This is a genomic window from Micromonospora chalcea (genome assembly GCF_028768405.1).
Classification (GTDB): domain Bacteria; phylum Actinomycetota; class Actinomycetes; order Mycobacteriales; family Micromonosporaceae; genus Micromonospora; species Micromonospora chalcea.
The window spans coordinates 2,079,281-2,096,195 of sequence record NZ_CP118233.1 but is presented as its reverse complement, the minus strand read 5'-3'; the positions used below and the strand labels follow the sequence as shown (position 1 = coordinate 2,096,195).

Here is a 16,915-nt window from a genome sequence, read left to right as displayed (position 1 = left end):
CCCGATCCCGCGTCCGACCGCGGCTCGTGCGCGCGGGGACCAGCGGTCAGCGCCGGGCCGGCTCCGCCCGGGCGACGACCGCGCCGTCCACGAGCGTGCCCGCCGCGCCGAGGTAGCCGGCCGGATCACCGATCCGGGCCAGTTCCTCGGCGGTGTAGCGGCCGCGCAGCTCCGGCGTCTCCGCCAGGACGTCGTACAGGGCGCGGTCGGTCGCGTCGGCCTCCGCGGCGGCCCGGGTCAGCACCTCCTTGATCCGGTCCCGGCCGACGACGGGGGTGAGCCGGGCGGCGACCCGTTCGGAGGTGAGCTGGCCCCGGGTCAGCGCCAGGTTGGCCGCCATCCGCTCCGGGCGCACCACGAGCCCCCGCGTCAGCGTCACGGCCGCCTCCGCGGCGCCGCCGGTGAGCCGCAGGCACTCGCGCAGCAGCAGCCACTCGGCGTGCCACACGCCGGCGGACCGCTCGTCCTCGCTGAGCAGCGCCTGGGTGAGCCCGGCTGCCAGCGGCGGCACCTGGAGCGCGGCGCTGCGGATCAGCGTGGCGAGGACCGGGTTCCGCTTGTGCGGCATCGCGGAGGAGGCGCCGCGCCCGCTGGCCGCCGGCTCGGCCACCTCGCCCACCTCGCTGCGCGCCAGCGAGAGCACGTCGACGGCGATCTTGCCGAGCGCGCCCGTCACGAACGCGAGCACCGCGGCGAGGTCGGCCAGCGGCGTACGCAGCGTGTGCCAGGGCAACGCAGGCCGGCTCAGGCCGGTCTCCTCGGCGAACGCCGCCACGAGGCGGTCCACGTAGCCGGGGTCCGGCTCGGCCGCGCCGTCCAGCGCCGCGTACTCCAGATAGCCGGCCAGCGTGCCGGCCGCGCCGCCGAGCGACACCGGCAGGCCCTGGTCGCGTACCCGGCACAGCCGCACCCGGGCGTCGCACAGCAACTGGTGCCAGCCGGCCGCCTTCAGCCCGAACGTGGTGGGGGCGGCGTGCAGGGCCAGCGTCCGCCCGGCCATCGGCAGGTCGCGGTGGGTCAGCGCCAGCCCGGCGAGCGCGTCGACGGCGGCGGCGAGGTGGTCGTCGATGACGGTGAGCGCCCGGTGCGCGACTGTCATCGCCGCGGTGTCCAGGATGTCCTGGCTGGTGGAGCCACGGTGGACGTACTCGGCGGAGGCCGGGTCCAGCTCGGCGACCGCGCGGGTCAGCTGGGCCACAAGCGCCACCACCGGGTTCGCGGTGTCCCGGGACGCCATCGCGACGCCCCGCAGGTCGAACAGCTCGGCCCGGGCGGTCCGGGTGATCACCGCAGCGGCCTGGACGGGCAGCGTGCCCAGCCGCGCCTGGGCCCGGGCGAGCGCCGCCTCGGCGTCCAGCATGGCCTGCAACCAGGCCCGGTCGCCGACCACCGGCTCGATGCTCGTGCCGGCGCGCACCGGTGAGAGCAGGCCGCTGTCCACCGCCACTTCGAGGGTGTCGATCACACGATCACCCCCGGGAAACGGGCCGGCCCGGAGGCCGCGCGGTCGGCCACCGCATGTCCGGCCGGCGCGAGCGAGCGCACCTCGGCGGCGATCGCGTCGGCGTCGGCCAGGATCACCGAGTCGTTGCCCGGCCGGATGCCGGCCGCTGTCACCCAGTGCACCGACTCGGTGGGCACACCGAACGCGAACCGGCGGGGGTGTGGCTGATCCTGGGCGTCGACGAGCCGGTAGGGACGTTCGGTCACGGCGAGTCCTCCTGTCTCGTACGTGCCGCCGTCGTAGGGGATCCGGTACGGCCGGCACTGTTCGGTGTCGAGCATGTGGCGCAGCAGCGGGTCGGCGGTGCCGCGCAGGTCGGGTTCCGGCAGCCGCGCCTCGATGAGGACGCCGGCGCGGACCGGGGGACCGGGCACGGTCCGGGACGTCGCTTCGAACGCGGGTGTCTCGGTGTCGATGACGATCTGGGTGTCCGGCCCGGTCAGTTCCAGCACACCGGCTTCGATCAGCGCGATCGTCTCCTCGATGCGCCGGGCCGGCGGGCCGATCGAGAGGAACGCGTTGAACGGGGTGAACCAGCCGGTCAGCTCGTCGCGGTACGAGTCGCCGTCGATCCCGCCGTGATCGACCGCCAGGCGGATCTCGTTGCGCAGGTCACGCAGGACGTCCAGCGCTGCCTTGAGCGGCCCGTCGACGTTGCCGGCCCGCGCGTGCGCAACGTCCCGGGCCAGGTGGTCCAGCGCCCAGGCGCGGAAGTCGTCCCGGTCGCGGAACTCGCGCCCGCGGTACGGGTGGGCCAGCCGGTCCCAGTCCCAGCGCCGCTGCGGCGGTATCGGGTACTCGTCGAGCAGCGCCGGCCGCCGCTCGGCGGGGGTCGCGAGGTAGCGCAGCGTGAAGCTCTCGGCCCGGCCGGCGTGCCCGGTGCGGCGCAGCAGCGTGGCGTAGTAGACGCTCTCCACCTCGGCGGCGATCAGCGGCCACACGTCGCGACGGAACCGGATCGACTCGCCGCGGGCGCGGCGGGCGCGCAGCCGCGCCACGGCCTGCGCGGTCAGCAGCCGGGGCAGGTGCCGGCCGGTCACGCCCTTCTGGTTGTCGCCCCGGGCGTGCGCCGGGATGCCCCGGCGGGAACTGGCGGACAACCTCGGTTCGGCGCCGCTGGGCCGGTACCGCAGCCGTCCGCCCTCCTCGGTGAAGCTGCCGCCCCGGCCGACGGTGAGCAGGATCAGATGGTCGAAGAACGTCAGGCCCAGCCCGCGCAGCAGCACCGGCGCGCCCGCCGGGATGTGGCTGAGGTCGACGTCGGCGGGGTTGGCCTGGGGGAGATAGGTGAGTCCGTGCACCCGGGACAGGCTCGCCGTGCGTGCCTGCCGGGGATCCAGCCGGGCAGCGGCGTGTCCCAGGGCCAGCACCACGGCGTCCAGGTGGTGCAGCCGGGTGCCGTCGGCCAGCCGGACGCCCTGCGGACCGCCCGGCACGCCCGACGTGTCGGCGCTGGCCACCGCGCGGGAGCGGTGGCACCGGATCGAGACGTGCGGCGGCGCGCGGCGCACGATCCGGCGGAAGCTGGCCCGCAGGTAGTGGCCGTAGAACGCCCGGGTCGGATAGTCGTCGGGGCCGAGGGCGCGCGCCTCGTCGAGCACGTCGCGGTCGAGCGCGCCCCACGGGCCCGCCGACGCCACGCTCCGGGCCCACTCGTACAGGCTCGGCCCGGGCTCGATCGGCCCGGCCAGCCGGCAGCTCGGATCGGTGTAGACGGTGATCTGTGAGGCGACGGTGTTCGTCAGCAGCAGCCGGGACTGGTCGGTGCGCCACACCGCGCCGGCGCCGGGCGCGGCGGGGTCCACCACGTGCACGGTGAGGCTGGCGCAGGCCCGGTCGTGCCGTTCCTGGGCACAGAGCCGCTCCAGGACGGACAGTCCGCGCGGGCCCGCGCCGACGATGCAGATCCGCAGATGCCGCGGGCCTGTCATCGCACGGCCTCGCTCGGGCGCTCGCCGCGCACCCGGGCGGCGTGCATCCAGGCCACCGCCGTGTGCAGCTCCTGCGGCGTCATCGCGGCGAGCGCCCGGTTGCGGGCCGTCGCCGCGTCCCCGGCGGCGTGCCAGAGCCGGATGCTGTCGCGGGAGACGGCCTGCACCGCGGCGGTCCGCTCCCGCCGTTGCGCGACGTAGCGGCGGAGCACCTCGGACACCGGCTCGGCGCCGTCCCCGAGCAGGTCGCCGAGCACCACCGCGTCCTCCAGCGCCTGGCAGGCCCCCTGCGCGGCGTAGTGCAGCATGGGGTGCGCGGCGTCGCCGAGCAGGGCGACCCGGCCGTCGGCCCAGTCGTCGACGGGCGGCCGGTCGACGAGCACCCAGGCCCGCCACTCGTCGCTGAGGCGCAGCAGGTCACCGACCGCGCCGAGGCGCGACATCGCGGCCCGGACCAGTGTGCCGTCGGTGGGCCGGCCGGCGAACAGCGTGGGCGCGCCGTCGGCGTGACTGGCGGCCATGTTCAGGTACGCCCCGCCGCTGATCGGGTAGTGCACGAAGTGGCAGTCCGGTCCGGCCCACCAGGTGACCGCGTCCCGGCGTACCCGGGCCGGCACCTGGGACATGGGGACTATGGCGCGGTACGCGGTGATGCCGGAGTTGCGCGGCTCGCCGTCGCCGACGAGCTGGCGGCGGATGCGGGAGTGGATGCCGTCGGCGCCGACCACCATGTCGGCGGGGATCCGTTCGCCGGAGTCCAGGCGCACGGTGGCCTCGGCCGCGTTCTGGTCGTAGCCGGCCACCGAGGCGGCCGGGCGCAGCGTGATCCGGGGCAGCCGCCGGGCGGCGTCGAGCAGCCGGCGGTGCAACTCGGCGCGGTGCACCACCACGTACGGGCTGCCGAACCGGCGCTGGTAGCGCTCGGTCAACGGCATGCTGGTGACGTGGGCGCCGGTCACGCCGTCCATGAACCGCAGTTCCGCCATGGCGACCGCGGTGGCCCGCACCTGCGGTCCCACACCGAGCGCGTCCAGCGCGTGCAGGCCGTTGGGGGCGAGCTGGATGCCCGCGCCCAGCTCGGTGAACTCGGGCTGGCGTTCCAGGACCGTCACGTGATGTCCGTGCGCCGCGACCGCCAGCGCCGTGGCGAGCCCGCCGATGCCGCCCCCGGCCACGACCACGCGCACAGGCGTCCGGGTGCTCATCCGGCCGCGCTGTCCCGGTCGAGCAGCTGCCGGGCCAGCTCCAACCGTTTGATCTTGGTGGTCGCGGTCTGCGGGAGATCCGCCAGGCGCCGCTGCACCGGGCGGGCCATCGGCGGCAGCGTGGCGACCGCGCCGGCCCAGCGGTCGATGTCGATCGGCAGGTCCTCGCTGGTGCAGATCACCGGCACGGGCGGCCCGTCCGGCGCCGGCAGGATGATCACCTCGACGAGTTCGTCCAGCCGGGTGAAGAGCGTGTCCTCGACCGCCAGCGTGCTGCCGAACCCGTCGATCTCGTCGACCTCGCGGTCGAGCAGGTGCAGGCAGCCCAGCCGGGTGCGGTAGCCCAGGTCGCCCATCCGCCACCACGATCCGTGGCGCTGACCCTCGTACCGCTGCTGCTCGCCGAGGTAGGTGACGATGCGCCCGTCGGTGCGTACCTCGATGTAGCCGGGGTTGTCGCGGGTGGGCGGGCGTCCGTTGCGGCTGACCACCCGGATGTCGGTCATGCCGGGGAACGGCATGCCGACGCAGCGCCCGTCGGCGTCCTCGGGCCGGCGGCGGGTGAACGCGCGGGCCGCGACCGGGCCGACCTCGCTCTGCCCGTACAGTTGGCCGAACACCGGCTTGGGATGCGCGGAGGCCCCGAGCATGCGCCGGACCGTGCGCGGGTGGATGGCGTCGAAGGTGCTGCTGAAGTAGCGCACGGTGGCCAGCGGCGCGCGCGGGTCGTCGGCCAGCCGCTCCCACCGCAGGAACGAGTTGGGGTGGGTCTCCAGCACGCCCGGACGATGGGTGAGGAACAGGTCGGTGGCCTGGTCCGGGTCGTTGTCGGCGAGCACCAGCAGCGGGAAGCCGCGCAGCATCGTGATCGCGAGCGCGGTGAACAGGCGCGAGTGCACGAACGAGACGTGGATGGCGACCGGGCAGCGGCGGCGCACCAGCGCGGCGACCGACGCCTGCGGGCGGTAGCGCGCCTGCAGCGTCCGTCCGGTGTGCACGGCCAGCTTCGGCAGCCCGGTGGTGCCGGAGGTGTGGGTGACCAGGGTGGGGTGGTCGGGGGACATGACGATCGGCGGGACGCTCGGCACACCGGTCAGGGCGCGCAGCGACGTGGCCGACGGATGGTCTCCGGAGGCGAGCAGCACCCCGGCGACCGCCGGGAACACGGTGTCCGCCAGTTCCCCGTCGAGGGTGGCGCGGTCGGTCAGCAGGTACGGCCGGCCGGCCCGGCGGATCAGGTGCAGCACCGTGGTGGCGTCGAGGTGGGGGGAGAGCAGCACCGGCACGGCCCCGATCCGGGCCAGCGCGCACGCGCTCAGCGTGATGTCGAAGTTGTGCGACTTGTGGACCACCACGCGGTCGCCCGGTCGTACGCCGGCGGCGTGCAGGCGGGCGGCCAGGTCGGCGACCAGGCCGGCGACCGCGCCGACGGTGAGCCGCCGGCCGAGTTCCGGCGCCACGTCGAGGTCGTGGTCGAGGGTGATGCTGTTGTCCGGGTGCCGGGCCGCGGCCCGGTCGAAGAGTGTGCCCAGTCGGATGCCGCGATTGGCGATCGTCTGCAGCAACATGTCCGGCTCCTACCGTTCGGTCTCGATGATCGACTTGAGTCGGCGCAGCGTCTCGTGCAGATCGGCGCCGACCTTGGCGCCCCATTCGGTGACGAAACGCCGGCGCTCGTCGTCGTCCATGTCTCGGGTGATCTTGCGGATGCCCTCGGTGGGCTCGTCCATCCGGAAGTGGTGCGTCAGGCGGCAGCCGGCACCCTCGGGGCTCATCCGGAAGGCCCACACGCTGCTCTGGGCGCGCCCCCGGCTGTCCCGCATGGCCCAGCTGAACTCGACGCCGGGGATCGCGGTGTGCACCTGCGACTCCGTGGTCCAGACGCCGCGGACGACCGGCGCCCAGGCGACGACGTCCTCGCCACGGACGTTGTGGCCGCGGAACACCGCCCCGGCGGCGCCGGGACGGCCGCTGATCCACTCGCCTCCGGTGCACTCAGTGCTCCACTCCCGGCACCGGGGAAGGTCACTGACGAGCGCGTAGACCTCGTCCGGAGTGGCGTCGACGACGATTTCCGCCTGCGATTCGAACAGTGGCGTGGTGGTATCGGTTTCGGCCATGCGGAGAATCGTCGTTATCGGCTTCCCGAAGGGTCAAAGTGTTCGACTCTGATTCATCAGGTTCGACGTCTTTCGTGGCCGGGACGCCTATAATCCGGCGCAGATCCGCGACGCGACTAAGGACACGGGAAGAGTCATGGGGGGGAGCACGGAACAAGGCACCGCCGTGCCCGGCTCCGCCGACGAGGCCGGGGTGCCGCACGACGAAGGCGGTCTGCTGCGGGACATCGCCCGGCAGGGCCGGCGGCTGCTCGACGCGCCGGCCGCCTTCGTCGCCGTCGTGTCCGAGGACGGACCGACGATCTCGGTACGGGCTGCGGACGGCCCCCACGAGGACGGCCGGCTGGACCTGCCCGGTCACCATCCCTCCGGCCCGGCGCTGCTGGACGGATCGCCGCTGTGGTGCGCGGACTCCGGCCCCGCCGCCGCGCCGGTGTCCGGATCGGACGGCGACGGGGCACTGCACGCGGTGGTCGCGGTACGTCTGGGCCACCTGCGCGGATACGCCCCCCGCCGGTCCGTCGCCGCGCTGTACCTCGCCGACCGGCGCCCCCGGACGGTCACCGAGGGGGAGCGCGTCCAGTTGGCCTCGTTCGCCCGGCTCGCCGGCGCGGCGATGGAGAAGACGCAACTGCTGGACGTCGCGATCGCCCGGCTCTACGGGCTGGAGCAGCAGTCCGCCCGTACCGCCGCCGACCTGGACCGGATGCGGGCGCTGCGCTCCGCGCACTACGGCTTCATCGACCTGGCCGTGGCCCGCGGCGACGCGCGCGCCTTCGTGGTGGAGGCCGACCGGCGTCTCGGCGCGTCGGTGCGGCTGTGCACCGACGACGGTCTGGTGGTCGCCGCGAGCCGGTCCGCCGCCGCCGGACCGGAGCCGGGCGTGCCGGACGGCCGCCGCATGGTCGTCCCGGTGCTGGCCGGCGACCGGCGGATGGGAGACCTGCTGCTGGAGATGGACAGCCCGCTCGCCGACCCGGACGGGCAGCTCCTGCTCCTGATCGCCCAGGCGGCGGCGGTGATCCTGCGCCAGCTCGACGACAGCCGGGAGAGCCAGGCCCGCCGTGCCCTGCTCAACGAGCTGATCACCACGCCGCAGCCCACCGGCACGCTTGTCGAACGGGCCCGGCGGCTGGGCGTGCGGCTGGACCGGCCGTACGTCGTGGTGGTGTTGCGCCCGGACGGCGTCAGCCCGCACTGGGCGTCGATGTGGAGCGCGGCGTTCGCCGCCCGGGGTGACGGTCTGTCCGCGCTGCACGACGACGACATCGTGCTGCTGCTGCCGGGGGAGGCCGACCCGGCCGAGATCGCCCGTACGGCCGCGGAGGAGTCGGGCGCGCTCTTCGGCCGCCCGGTGACGGCCGCGGCGTCCGACAGCGGTTCCGGGCCGGAGCGGGTGGCGGTGCGCTACCGGCAGGCGCTGCGCTGCCTCGACGTCATGATCTCAATGGAGCTGGCCGGTCGCGGCGTGTCGGTACGGGAGCTGGGTTTCCTGCCGATGCTGCTGGCCGGCCGGGAGGGCATCGACCAGTTCATCGACGCCACCCTCCAGCCGGTGCTCGACTACGACCGGCACCGCGACGGCGACCTCGCCCGCACGCTCGACGCGTACTTCGAGGCCGGCCGCAGCCCGACCAACGCGGCGGAACTGCTGCACATGCACCCGAACACGGTCACCCGGCGGCTGGACCGGGTGAAGCGCCTGCTCGGCCCGACCTGGCAACTCCCGGCACGGGCGCTGGAGATCCAGCTCGCGCTACGCCTGCACCGCCTGCTCACCGAGCTGTGACGCCGCGCCGTCCGGGACGACCAGGGCCCGCCGCCCGCGCATCTCGCCGTCCTCCACCATCCGGTGCGCCTCCCGCATCGCGGACAGCGGAAGGCGCACCACCTCGCGCGGTCGCAGCCGGCCGGCCGCGAGCAGCCGGTTGATGAAACCGGCCGCCTCCGCCAGTTCCGCGGTCGTGGCGAGCGAGATGACGAAACCGACTATCGACCTGTCGTTCGTGTACAGCTCACCGGCGGGCAGCGCGGGCCGGGTCCGCGCGCCCGCGAGCAGCACGATCCGCCCCCGTACGGCGAGTTGCCCGACCGCCAGGTCCAGGTCGTTGGTGCCGGAGGTGTCCAGGTAGACGTGGACGCCCTCCGGGCAGGACGCGGCGAGCCGGTCACCGAGATCCGGTGCGGCGTAGTCGACCACCTCGACGGCGCCGGCGGCCCGGCAGAACGCCTCGTCCCGGGGCGCCGCGGTGGCGACCACGCGCGCGCCCAGCGCCGTCGCCGTCGTGATCAACGCGGAGCCGACGTTGCCGCCGCCACCGCCCACCACCACCGTCTCACCGGGGCGCATGCGGCCGTGCACCGCCAGCGCCAGGTAGGCGGTGGCGGCCGGGTGCAGCACGGTGACCGCCTCCACCGAGGCCGCCGCCGGTAGCGGGTACAGCCGGTCCGCGGGCACCACCACCTGCTCGGCGGCCGCGCCCTGACGTCCGCCGTGGCCCAGGCTGTTGCACCAGACCCGGTCGCCGGGGCGGAAGCCGGCCACGCCGTCACCGGCGTGCGCGACCACGCCCACCACGTCCCGGCCCACCACGAACGGCAGCGGGACCGGCGTACGGTACGTGCCGGCCCGCACGAACGTGTCGACGTGGTTGACGGTGGTGGCGAGCGTGTCGACCAGCACGTCGGTGGGGCCCGGCCGGGGCGCGGGCAACTCGCCGTACCGGATCTCGGTGGCCGGGCCCAGCCGGTCGACGTAGGCGGCCCGCACTGTCGTCATCGGCGGGCCGGCCCGCCGTCGTCGTTCTGGAAGAACGCCATGCGCGACGACTGGTCCGCGTACGGGCTCGGCGTCGGCGGCTTGTCCAGGACGATCCCGAACCACCGCCGGTACGCCTCCAGCAGCGCGTCGTCGTCGGTGAGCGTCTCGACGCTCCGGCGGTCGCCGGCGATGACCGTCAGCACGTCGCCCTGGAGCGTGACCCGGCCGTCGGCGGTGGGCAGCGTGCAGAACATGTTCCGCAGGAACGGCGAGTCCGGGCAGGTGCGGTACCACCACAGGTTCTGCCGGAAGTCGGCCAGGTCGGCCGGCCCGTCGTAGAACCGGTACTGCAACGCGCCGTTGCGGTACACGTCGACGGCCCCGGGCTCGACCCGCTCGGTGCTGAACCGGCCGTGCGGGTCCACGTACGGCTCGGCGGCGTCCAGCCGGAACGGGAAACGGCTGTTCTTGCCGAAGCCGACGTCGACCAGCCAGCGGGAGCCGGTCTCGGGAAGGTCCACCGTGAGCATCAGATGATTGTGCGGCCCGTTGAACCGCCCGGAGAGCCAGACGCGCCCCTGGTGCAGGGTCACCGCGAAACCCAGCGACTCCAACAGGAAGAACAGCGAGGTGTTGATCTCGAAGCAGCCGCCGCCGCGGCGCTGGCGGACCACCTTGTCCAGCACCCGCTCGTCCATGTAGATCTCGTGGCCCAGGTGGTAGTCCAGGTTCTCGAACGGCACCGTGCACGTGTGGCGCTCCTGCAGGTCGCGCAGCGCCGCGAGGTCCGGCCGCTCGGGGCGGGCGGCGCCGATCCGGTCCAGGTAGCCGCGCACCTGCTCGTCGGTCAGCACGGCTCAGTCCCGCTCGTACGACATGCGCATCGACTTCTTGACGTGCGGACTCGGCTTCGGCGGCGCGTCCAGCTTGATGCCGAAGTACTTGTCGTACGCCGCCAGCAGGTCGTCGTCGTTGGTGATCCGTTCGATGCGCCGCTCGTCGCCGTCGATCACAACGAGTTTGTTCTCCCGCAGGATGATGCGCCCGTTCTCGGTCGGCAGCGTGCAGGACAGGTTCTGCAGGAAAGGCGAGTCCGGTGAGGTGCGGTACCACCACAGCACCTGCATGCCGTCGGCGGCCACGACCGGCTCGTCGTAGAAGCGGTACTGCAGCGCGTCGGCCCGGAAGACGTCGGTGGCGTTGTCGGCGACCCGCTTGGTGGAGAAGGTGCCGTGCGGGTCCTCCTGCGGCTGCGGCGACTCCAGCAGCAGCGGGTAGCGGCTGCTGCGACCCAGGCCGACGTCGCTCAGCCACCGCTGCTCGCCGATGCGCACCGTGGTCACCGAGTGGTTGTACGGCGGCGTGAACTCGTGCCCGAGCCAGACCCGGCCCTGGTGCAGCGTGACGTCGAAGCCCAGCGCCTCCAGCAGGTAGTGGAACGCGTTGTTGATCTCACCGCAGCCGCCGCCGCGGTTCTGGTACACGATCTTCTCGACCACCCGCTCGTCGATGAAGATCTCCTTGCCGAGGTGGTAGTCGATGGTCTCGAACGGCACCGTCAGCTCGTGCTGCGCGTGCAGCAGCCGCAGCGCCTCGGCGTCGAGCCGCTCCGGCCGGGCCACACCGATGCGGTTCAGGTACGCGTCGACAAGCGTGTCGTCGAGCATGTGGTCACTCTCCTGTCGAGGGGAAACGGGCGAACAGCTTCGCCGCGTTGGACCGGTTGACCGCGGCCCACCACCCCGGATCGAGGTCCGCGTGGCGCGCCACTCCCGCACCGATCGAGGCGCCGAAGGACTCCGGCATGAACGGGTAGTCGGAGCCGACCAGGACCCGTTCCGGATCGGCGAACAGCCGCAGCGAGGCGAGCGCGTGCCGGCCGCACATCGCCACGTCGAAGTAGAGGCGGCGGAGCACGGCGAGGGGATCGTCCGGCAGGCGGTCGGCGAGGTCGCGGTTGATGACCGGGCCGTAGGTGAGCCGGTCGGCGTAGTAGGTGACCCCGCCGCCGCCGTGCGGCAGGATGATCCGCAGCTCGGGGAACCGCTCCAGCGTGCCGTTGTAGAGCAGCTGCGCCACCAGCCGCACCGTCTCGAACGGGAACTCGTACAGCGACAGCGGCAGCCCGAAGGCGGGCTGGCCGGTGGCCGGCGGCGCCGCCGGGTGCACGAAGATCGGCGTACGCCGCCGCTCGGCCTCGGCCAGCAGCGGATCGAGCCGGCGGTCGCCGACGTAGAGCCCGTCGTAGTTGGTGAGCAGCCCGAGCCCGTCCAGGCCGAGCACGTCGACCGCGTGGACGAACTCCGCCACGCAGTCGTCGAGGTGGGGGAAGGGCAGCACCGCGAACGCGCCGAAGCGGCAGTCGCCGGCCGCCACGAACTCGGCCAGGTGCTCGTTCAGCCGCCGCGCGAGAGCGCGGCTGCGGGCGCGGTCCAGCGGGGGTACGCCCGGCCACAGGCTGACGATCGCGGCGCGTATGCCCTGCCGGTCCATCATGGCGAGGCTGCCCGCCCGGCTCCATGTGGGGCGGTCGACTCCGGAAAGAACAGTGGAACCGCCCAATTCGCGAAGCTCGGCCGCATAGAAATCGGGAATTATGTGATGGTGCACGTCGATGGCGTCCATCCACGGTGACCCGGCCGGACCGTTTACGGGTTTGGCGTCCACATCCGCATCGTGGTGACCGGAGCGCGTCCGGCCAAGGCGGTGCGGGCGAATATGTCACGTCGGCTCCGCCGGTTGCCCTGCCCGCTGCGGTTGCCATACATTGACCGCAGGTCTGGTCTGGAGGACCGTCGACACTATTCGCCGCGAAGTCGGTGCCCGTCCTTATCGCAATTCCGCGTTCGACGGCTGGTGAAGAAATGGACCTGGCGCATGCTCACATATTCGCGTGGCGACCGGCCGATCGGTGTGCTCGGCACCGGCTCCTACCTGCCCGGCCGGGTGGTGACGAACGACGAGGCGGCCGAGCACGCCGGCGTGACCGGCGACTGGGTGTTCGAGAAGACGGCCATCCGGCAGCGGCGGTGGGCCAAGCCGGACGAGGCGACCTCCGACCTGGCGATCGGCGCGGCGCGCGTCGCCCTCGCGGACGCCGGCGTCGACGCGGCGGACCTGGCGCTCGTCGTGGTGGCCACGTCGACGCCGGATTCGCCGCAACCGCCCACGGCCAGCGTCGTCGCCCACGAGATCGGCGCCGGACGGGGTACCGCCGCGTTCGACGTCAACGCGGTGTGCAGCGGCTTCAGCTACGGGCTCGCGGTCGCCGAGCGGCTGGTGACCGCAGCGGGGGACCGGCCGGCGCTGGTGATCGGCGCGGACGTCTACTCGCGCATCCTGTCGCCGCAGGACCGCCGCACAGTGGTGCTGTTCGGCGACGGCGCGGGCGCCGCGGTGATCGGGGTCGGTGGCGCGCACCGGGTCGTGGCCACCCGGCTGCTCAGCTTCGCCGAGGCGCGCGGGCTGATCGGAGTGGCGGCCGGTGGCAGCCGCCTGCCGGCCTCCGAGCAGACGCTCCGGGACGGCTCGCACCACTTCCGGATGGACGGCCGGGGAGTACGCGAGTTCATCGACACGTACGTGGTCGCCGGCATCGCGGAGTTCCTGGCCGAGCACGGTGTGCCGCCGCACCGGCTCGGGCATCTGGTGCCGCACCAGGCCAACGGCCGGATCCTCGCCTCGATGGCGGAGCGGCTCGGGCTGCCCTTCGACCGCGTCGCCAGCACGTACACCGCCTACGGCAACACCGGCGCCGCCGCGGTGCCCATCACCTACGACCAGCTGTGCCGCTCCGGCCGGGTCCGCGCAGGTGACCTCGTGCTGCTCACCGCATTCGGCGGCGGGATGTCCATGGGGATGACCCTGCTCCAGGCCGGCTGAGCCCGCCCGTCGCGCGTCAGGAGGTGCGCCGCAGGGCCGGCTCCGGCCGGCCGTGCGTCGCGAGCACCGTGTGCGCCGCCGACGCCAGCGTCACGTGGCGGTGCCAGCCCCGGTACGAGCGGCCGGTGAAGTCGCGCAGTCCCACCTGGTCGCCGGTGGACTCCAGGTCGTCGGTGACCCGCCGGACCAGCGCCGCCCGGCGGACCAGGTCGGCGAGGCCGATGTCGCCGCGACTGGTCAGCCACAGCTGGCCGGGCTCACCGCGCCCCGGCGCGCTCAGCTCCACCAAAAGCAGGGGATCGTAGCTGCGGGTGCTGGGCAGCCGAACCGCGACGGTGCCGGCCAGCACCGGCGGGCGCGCCGTGAGCCCGAAGACCGGCCGGCGCTGGTGCCGTACGGTCGCCGCCAGGTCGCCGGCCGGCTCGGCGGTGGCGCCGGCGGCCGGGACCAGCCGCAGGCCGGCCGGCACCCGGACCAGCACCGGCGCTCCAGCGGCCCGTAACCGGCGGACCACCGCCTCGACGTCCATCTCCCGCGCGTCCACCACGACCAGCTCGCCGGCCGGCGCCCCCAGTTCCAGGTACGCCTCGACGGTGCAGGCGCCCAGCGACTGGGCGACCAGGTCGTCCGGGATGGCCGCGCGCCGGCGGCGCTTCTCGTCGGACAACCAGTCCTCGTTGAGGTGCAGCCGCCAGTTGACCGGCGTGACGACGCTCGCCGAGGCCGCCCAGAGACCAACCGCGTGCTGCGCGTTGAGGGACTGTCCCAGGCCCGGCGAGTACCGGCGGCCGACGCCCACCGAGTGCGTCCCGGCCTTGCGGATCAGGGTCGGTTGCAGCACCCAGGTCCGGGCCCCGCAGAGGCGCGTGACGTGCCGGGCGAGCGCCCGCCGGACCGGCATCCAGTCCCAGGTGGAGTCGCTGACGAAATGGTGCAGCGCCTGCTCCGCGGCGGGTTCCGTGGAGATCGCGGCGATGTTGCGGATCGACTTGCGTCCCCGGGCCAGCAGCAGCCCGCGTACGTACTCCCGGCCGCGCCGTCGCTGATCGCTGCGCGGCAGCCCGGCCAGGATGTCGTCACACAGATCCGTCAGGTCCTCGTCCAGCAGCATCCTGCCTCCTCGCGGCGCGGCGGCGAATGCACACGAGCTTGGAACCCGCGGCGAGGATGGTCGAGGTGCTGGCGGCACCGCCCTCGGGGCCACAGTGGTTGGCCGAGGCGCAGGTCGCCGGGAGGCCCGCGGGGCGGGCGTCACTTGCCGATGTGCAGCGCCTCCCGGATGAACATCTGCGCGAAGGTCGGCGCGCCGGTGGTGGTGACCACGTCGATGAACTGGCCGACGTGGAGGTCCTCGGTCGCCTCCCGGACGAGCAGGTCGGCCAGGTCGGTGCGGGAGGTGAACCGGCCGGGGAGCCGGCGCGGCTCGGCCCGGTAGTCGGTGACGCCGTCACCGTCGAAGAGACCGGCCGGACGAATGACGGTCCAGTCCAGACCGCTTTCCGACACCACCTTCTCCATCCGCGCCATGTCCTCGTAGACGGTGCGTCCCATCCGCAGCAGGATCGGTGCGATGATCTTCTTGAACGTGAACGTCTCGCCCTCGGCGTGCTCGCCGCTGGTGCCGGTCGACGTCACGCAGACCAGCCGGCGCAGGCCGTGGGCCCGCATCGCGGCGATCATGTTGGCGGCGCCCTCGGAGTAGGTTCGCACCGTCTCCTTCGTGTACGGCACACCCAGCGTCGAGATCACCGCCTGCTGGCCGGCGACGGCGGCGTCGACAGCCGCGGCGTCCAGCACGTCGGCGCCCACGACCCGCAGGTTCTCGCCCCGCACCGGGAAGGACTCCGGACGCCGGGTCACTGCTGTGACGACGTGGCCCCGGGCCATCGCCAGCTCGGTGGCCAGCCGGCCGGTGGGGCCGTTCGCGCCGAACACCACGAGTCTCATCTGGCCCCACCTCTTCGTCGGCGCGAGGGTCGAACGACGGTCCAGCAGTCGAACAACGTTCCGGTGCCCGACCAATGTACTACGCTCACGGGCGGAACAGGCAGATTTCGGGCGAGGCGGGTGACGGGATGGCGGAGCGGAGCCGGAGCCTGTGGCTGCGGACGACGTCGGCCGGGCGGCCCGACCCGCCACTGACCGTCGAGCGCATCACCGCCGCCGCGGTCGAGCTGCTGGACGAGGACGACGTCGGGCAGCTCACCATGCGCCGCCTCGCCGACCGCCTCGGCGTCGGCACCACCACGCTCTACTGGCACGTGGACACCAAGGAGGACGTGATCGACCTCGCGGTCGACGCGGTGTTCGCCGCCACGCCGCCACCGCCGCCCGGCGACGACTGGCGGGCGGACGTCACGACGCTGCTGACCGAGCGCCGTGCCGCGCTGCTGCGGCACCCGTGGTCGGCGGTGATGCGACGACGCCCCGCGGTCGGCCCCGGCTTCCTGTCCTGGATGGAATTCCTCCAGGCCACCCTGACCCGCGCCGGGTTCACCTCCCGGGACGTCACCGCGGCGAGCTGGGTGCTCTACAGCCACGTCCAGGGCTCCGCGGCCAGCCAGGCCACGCTGCGGTGGTCGGCGGCCGAACGCCGGGAGGGCCAGCTGATGCTGGAGCGGCACAGCGCCAGCTATCCCACACTGGCCGCGCAGCGGCACCTGCTCGACGACGACTGGGACACGAACTTCGCGCTCGGGCTGGCGTACGTGCTCGACGGTCTGACCGCCCGCGCCGCAGCCGACGCCACCTGAGGCCGGACACGCCGAACCGGCCCGCGCCGGGCGGGCCGGTTCATGTCGGAGTCAGAGGCCGAACTTCTCCGCCAGCAGCCGGCGGTCCACGTACTTGATCGCCGACGTGGTCTGCTCGCGGCCGATCTTGTACGCGGTGGCCACCTCGACCAGCCGCAGCGCCTGGTACTCGATGGCGGCGAGGTTGTCCTCGTGGACGTTGTTCGCCTCGTGCCGGGAGACGCTGCACGTGCCGTACGGCGCGCCGTTGTTCGGCAGGCCGAGCACCTCGACGCTGGAGCCGTTCGGGACGATCAGCGAACCCCAGTGGCAGATGCAGTTGTGCAGCGCCAGGATGGCCGCCTGCTGCCCGGCGTGCGGCATCGAGCCGGACGCGAACACGGACACCACCTTGTTCGCCAGGTCACCCGGAATGGCGACCGGTCCGGAGTGGTCGATGAAGTCGAGGATCTGCGGAGCCGGCAGCCCGTAGTGCACCGGCGTGCCGATCATGATGGCGTCCGCCGCGACCAGGTCCGCGAGCGTGGCCACCGGGACGTCCGCGGTCTCGGCGTTGAGCTCGGCGTACGCCTTGTGGTCGAGCACCATCGGGCTGGGCAGGTCGGGCACCTTGTAGAGCTGCGCCTCCGCGCCCGCCTTCACCGCCGCAGCCGCCGCTGCCACGGCCATCTGGTAGGTATTCCCGCTGCGGGAGTGGAAGATGATTGCCACCTTGATCACAGGAACGCTCCTCACGAGTCGATGCGCCTGGGCACCGCA

Annotated in this window: 15 protein-coding genes; 3 read left to right on the top strand and 12 right to left on the bottom strand. The window is 73.4% G+C overall.

The annotated features are described in order from the left end of the window. Positions 1 to 46 precede the first annotated feature (46 nt). The 5 genes from PVK74_RS09660 to PVK74_RS09640 are packed head-to-tail and all read right to left on the bottom strand — an operon-like array spanning position 47 to position 6,760. Complete coding sequence (locus tag PVK74_RS09660) at positions 47 to 1,465, bottom strand: nitrosuccinate lyase (RefSeq protein ID WP_043323016.1); 1,419 nt, start codon at positions 1,463 to 1,465, stop codon at positions 47 to 49. After that, a complete protein-coding gene (locus PVK74_RS09655; RefSeq protein WP_274478863.1) occupies positions 1,462 to 3,435 on the bottom strand; it encodes an FAD/NAD(P)-binding protein in 1,974 nt (657 codons plus the stop codon). The genes PVK74_RS09660 and PVK74_RS09655 overlap by 4 nt, the downstream gene beginning before the upstream one ends. Next, a complete protein-coding gene (locus PVK74_RS09650) occupies positions 3,432 to 4,640 on the bottom strand; it encodes an FAD-dependent monooxygenase (RefSeq protein WP_274478862.1) in 1,209 nt (402 codons plus the stop codon). Before PVK74_RS09650 ends, PVK74_RS09655 begins: the two co-directional genes overlap by 4 nt. Beyond that, a complete protein-coding gene (locus tag PVK74_RS09645; RefSeq protein ID WP_069088359.1) occupies positions 4,637 to 6,208 on the bottom strand; it encodes a class I adenylate-forming enzyme family protein in 1,572 nt (523 codons plus the stop codon). Before PVK74_RS09645 ends, PVK74_RS09650 begins: the two co-directional genes overlap by 4 nt. Before the next feature lie 9 nt (positions 6,209 to 6,217). Continuing rightward, positions 6,218 to 6,760: an SRPBCC family protein gene (locus PVK74_RS09640; RefSeq protein ID WP_064445522.1), complete on the bottom strand. Its 543-nt coding sequence runs from the start codon at positions 6,758 to 6,760 to the stop codon at positions 6,218 to 6,220. Positions 6,761 to 6,896: 136 nt separating this feature from the next. Here PVK74_RS09640 and PVK74_RS09635 point away from each other — a divergent pair, with 136 nt between their 5' ends. Further along, positions 6,897 to 8,549: a helix-turn-helix domain-containing protein gene (locus PVK74_RS09635; RefSeq protein ID WP_274478860.1), complete on the top strand. Its 1,653-nt coding sequence runs from the start codon at positions 6,897 to 6,899 to the stop codon at positions 8,547 to 8,549. Here PVK74_RS09635 and PVK74_RS09630 read toward each other — a convergent pair. The 4 genes from PVK74_RS09630 to PVK74_RS09615 are packed head-to-tail and all read right to left on the bottom strand — an operon-like array spanning position 8,517 to position 12,146. Further along, positions 8,517 to 9,539, bottom strand: a complete 1,023-nt coding sequence (locus PVK74_RS09630) for an alcohol dehydrogenase catalytic domain-containing protein (RefSeq protein ID WP_244205980.1) — start codon at positions 9,537 to 9,539, stop codon at positions 8,517 to 8,519. The two genes, PVK74_RS09635 and PVK74_RS09630, sit on opposite strands and share 33 nt — an antisense overlap. Beyond that, positions 9,536 to 10,375 (bottom strand): arylamine N-acetyltransferase family protein, encoded by an 840-nt coding sequence (locus PVK74_RS09625; RefSeq protein ID WP_274478857.1) that lies wholly within the window; start codon positions 10,373 to 10,375, stop codon positions 9,536 to 9,538. The genes PVK74_RS09630 and PVK74_RS09625 overlap by 4 nt, the downstream gene beginning before the upstream one ends. Positions 10,376 to 10,378: 3 nt before the next feature. Beyond that, positions 10,379 to 11,188: an arylamine N-acetyltransferase family protein gene (locus PVK74_RS09620; RefSeq protein ID WP_051610887.1), complete on the bottom strand. Its 810-nt coding sequence runs from the start codon at positions 11,186 to 11,188 to the stop codon at positions 10,379 to 10,381. 4 nt (positions 11,189 to 11,192) lie between these two features. Then, positions 11,193 to 12,146 (bottom strand): amidohydrolase family protein, encoded by a 954-nt coding sequence (locus PVK74_RS09615; protein ID WP_274478856.1) that lies wholly within the window; start codon positions 12,144 to 12,146, stop codon positions 11,193 to 11,195. A gap of 252 nt (positions 12,147 to 12,398) precedes the next feature. Here PVK74_RS09615 and PVK74_RS09610 point away from each other — a divergent pair, with 252 nt between their 5' ends. Beyond that, complete coding sequence (locus PVK74_RS09610) at positions 12,399 to 13,403, top strand: 3-oxoacyl-ACP synthase III family protein (RefSeq protein WP_064445526.1); 1,005 nt, start codon at positions 12,399 to 12,401, stop codon at positions 13,401 to 13,403. Positions 13,404 to 13,419: 16 nt separating this feature from the next. Here PVK74_RS09610 and PVK74_RS09605 read toward each other — a convergent pair whose 3' ends face one another. Together PVK74_RS09605 and PVK74_RS09600 are read right to left on the bottom strand one after the other, a co-directional pair. Beyond that, the gene (locus PVK74_RS09605; protein WP_274478855.1) at positions 13,420 to 14,514 is read right to left on the bottom strand and encodes an IS701 family transposase; all 1,095 of its coding nucleotides are present in this window, start codon (positions 14,512 to 14,514) and stop codon (positions 13,420 to 13,422) included. A 140-nt stretch (positions 14,515 to 14,654) separates the two neighbouring features. Beyond that, positions 14,655 to 15,350, bottom strand: coding sequence for an NAD(P)-dependent oxidoreductase (locus tag PVK74_RS09600; RefSeq protein WP_043323041.1), 696 nt, complete (start codon positions 15,348 to 15,350; stop codon positions 14,655 to 14,657). 128 nt (positions 15,351 to 15,478) lie between these two features. On the opposite strand from PVK74_RS09600, the gene PVK74_RS09595 reads away from it, so the two are divergent. Next, entirely contained in the window at positions 15,479 to 16,156 is a 678-nt protein-coding gene (locus PVK74_RS09595) for a TetR/AcrR family transcriptional regulator (protein WP_274478854.1), read from the top strand. Positions 16,157 to 16,207: 51 nt separating this feature from the next. On the opposite strand, the gene PVK74_RS09590 is transcribed toward PVK74_RS09595, so the two are convergent. Continuing rightward, entirely contained in the window at positions 16,208 to 16,876 is a 669-nt protein-coding gene (locus PVK74_RS09590; protein ID WP_084212922.1) for an NAD(P)H-dependent oxidoreductase, read from the bottom strand. Between the last annotated feature and the right edge of the window lie 39 nt (positions 16,877 to 16,915).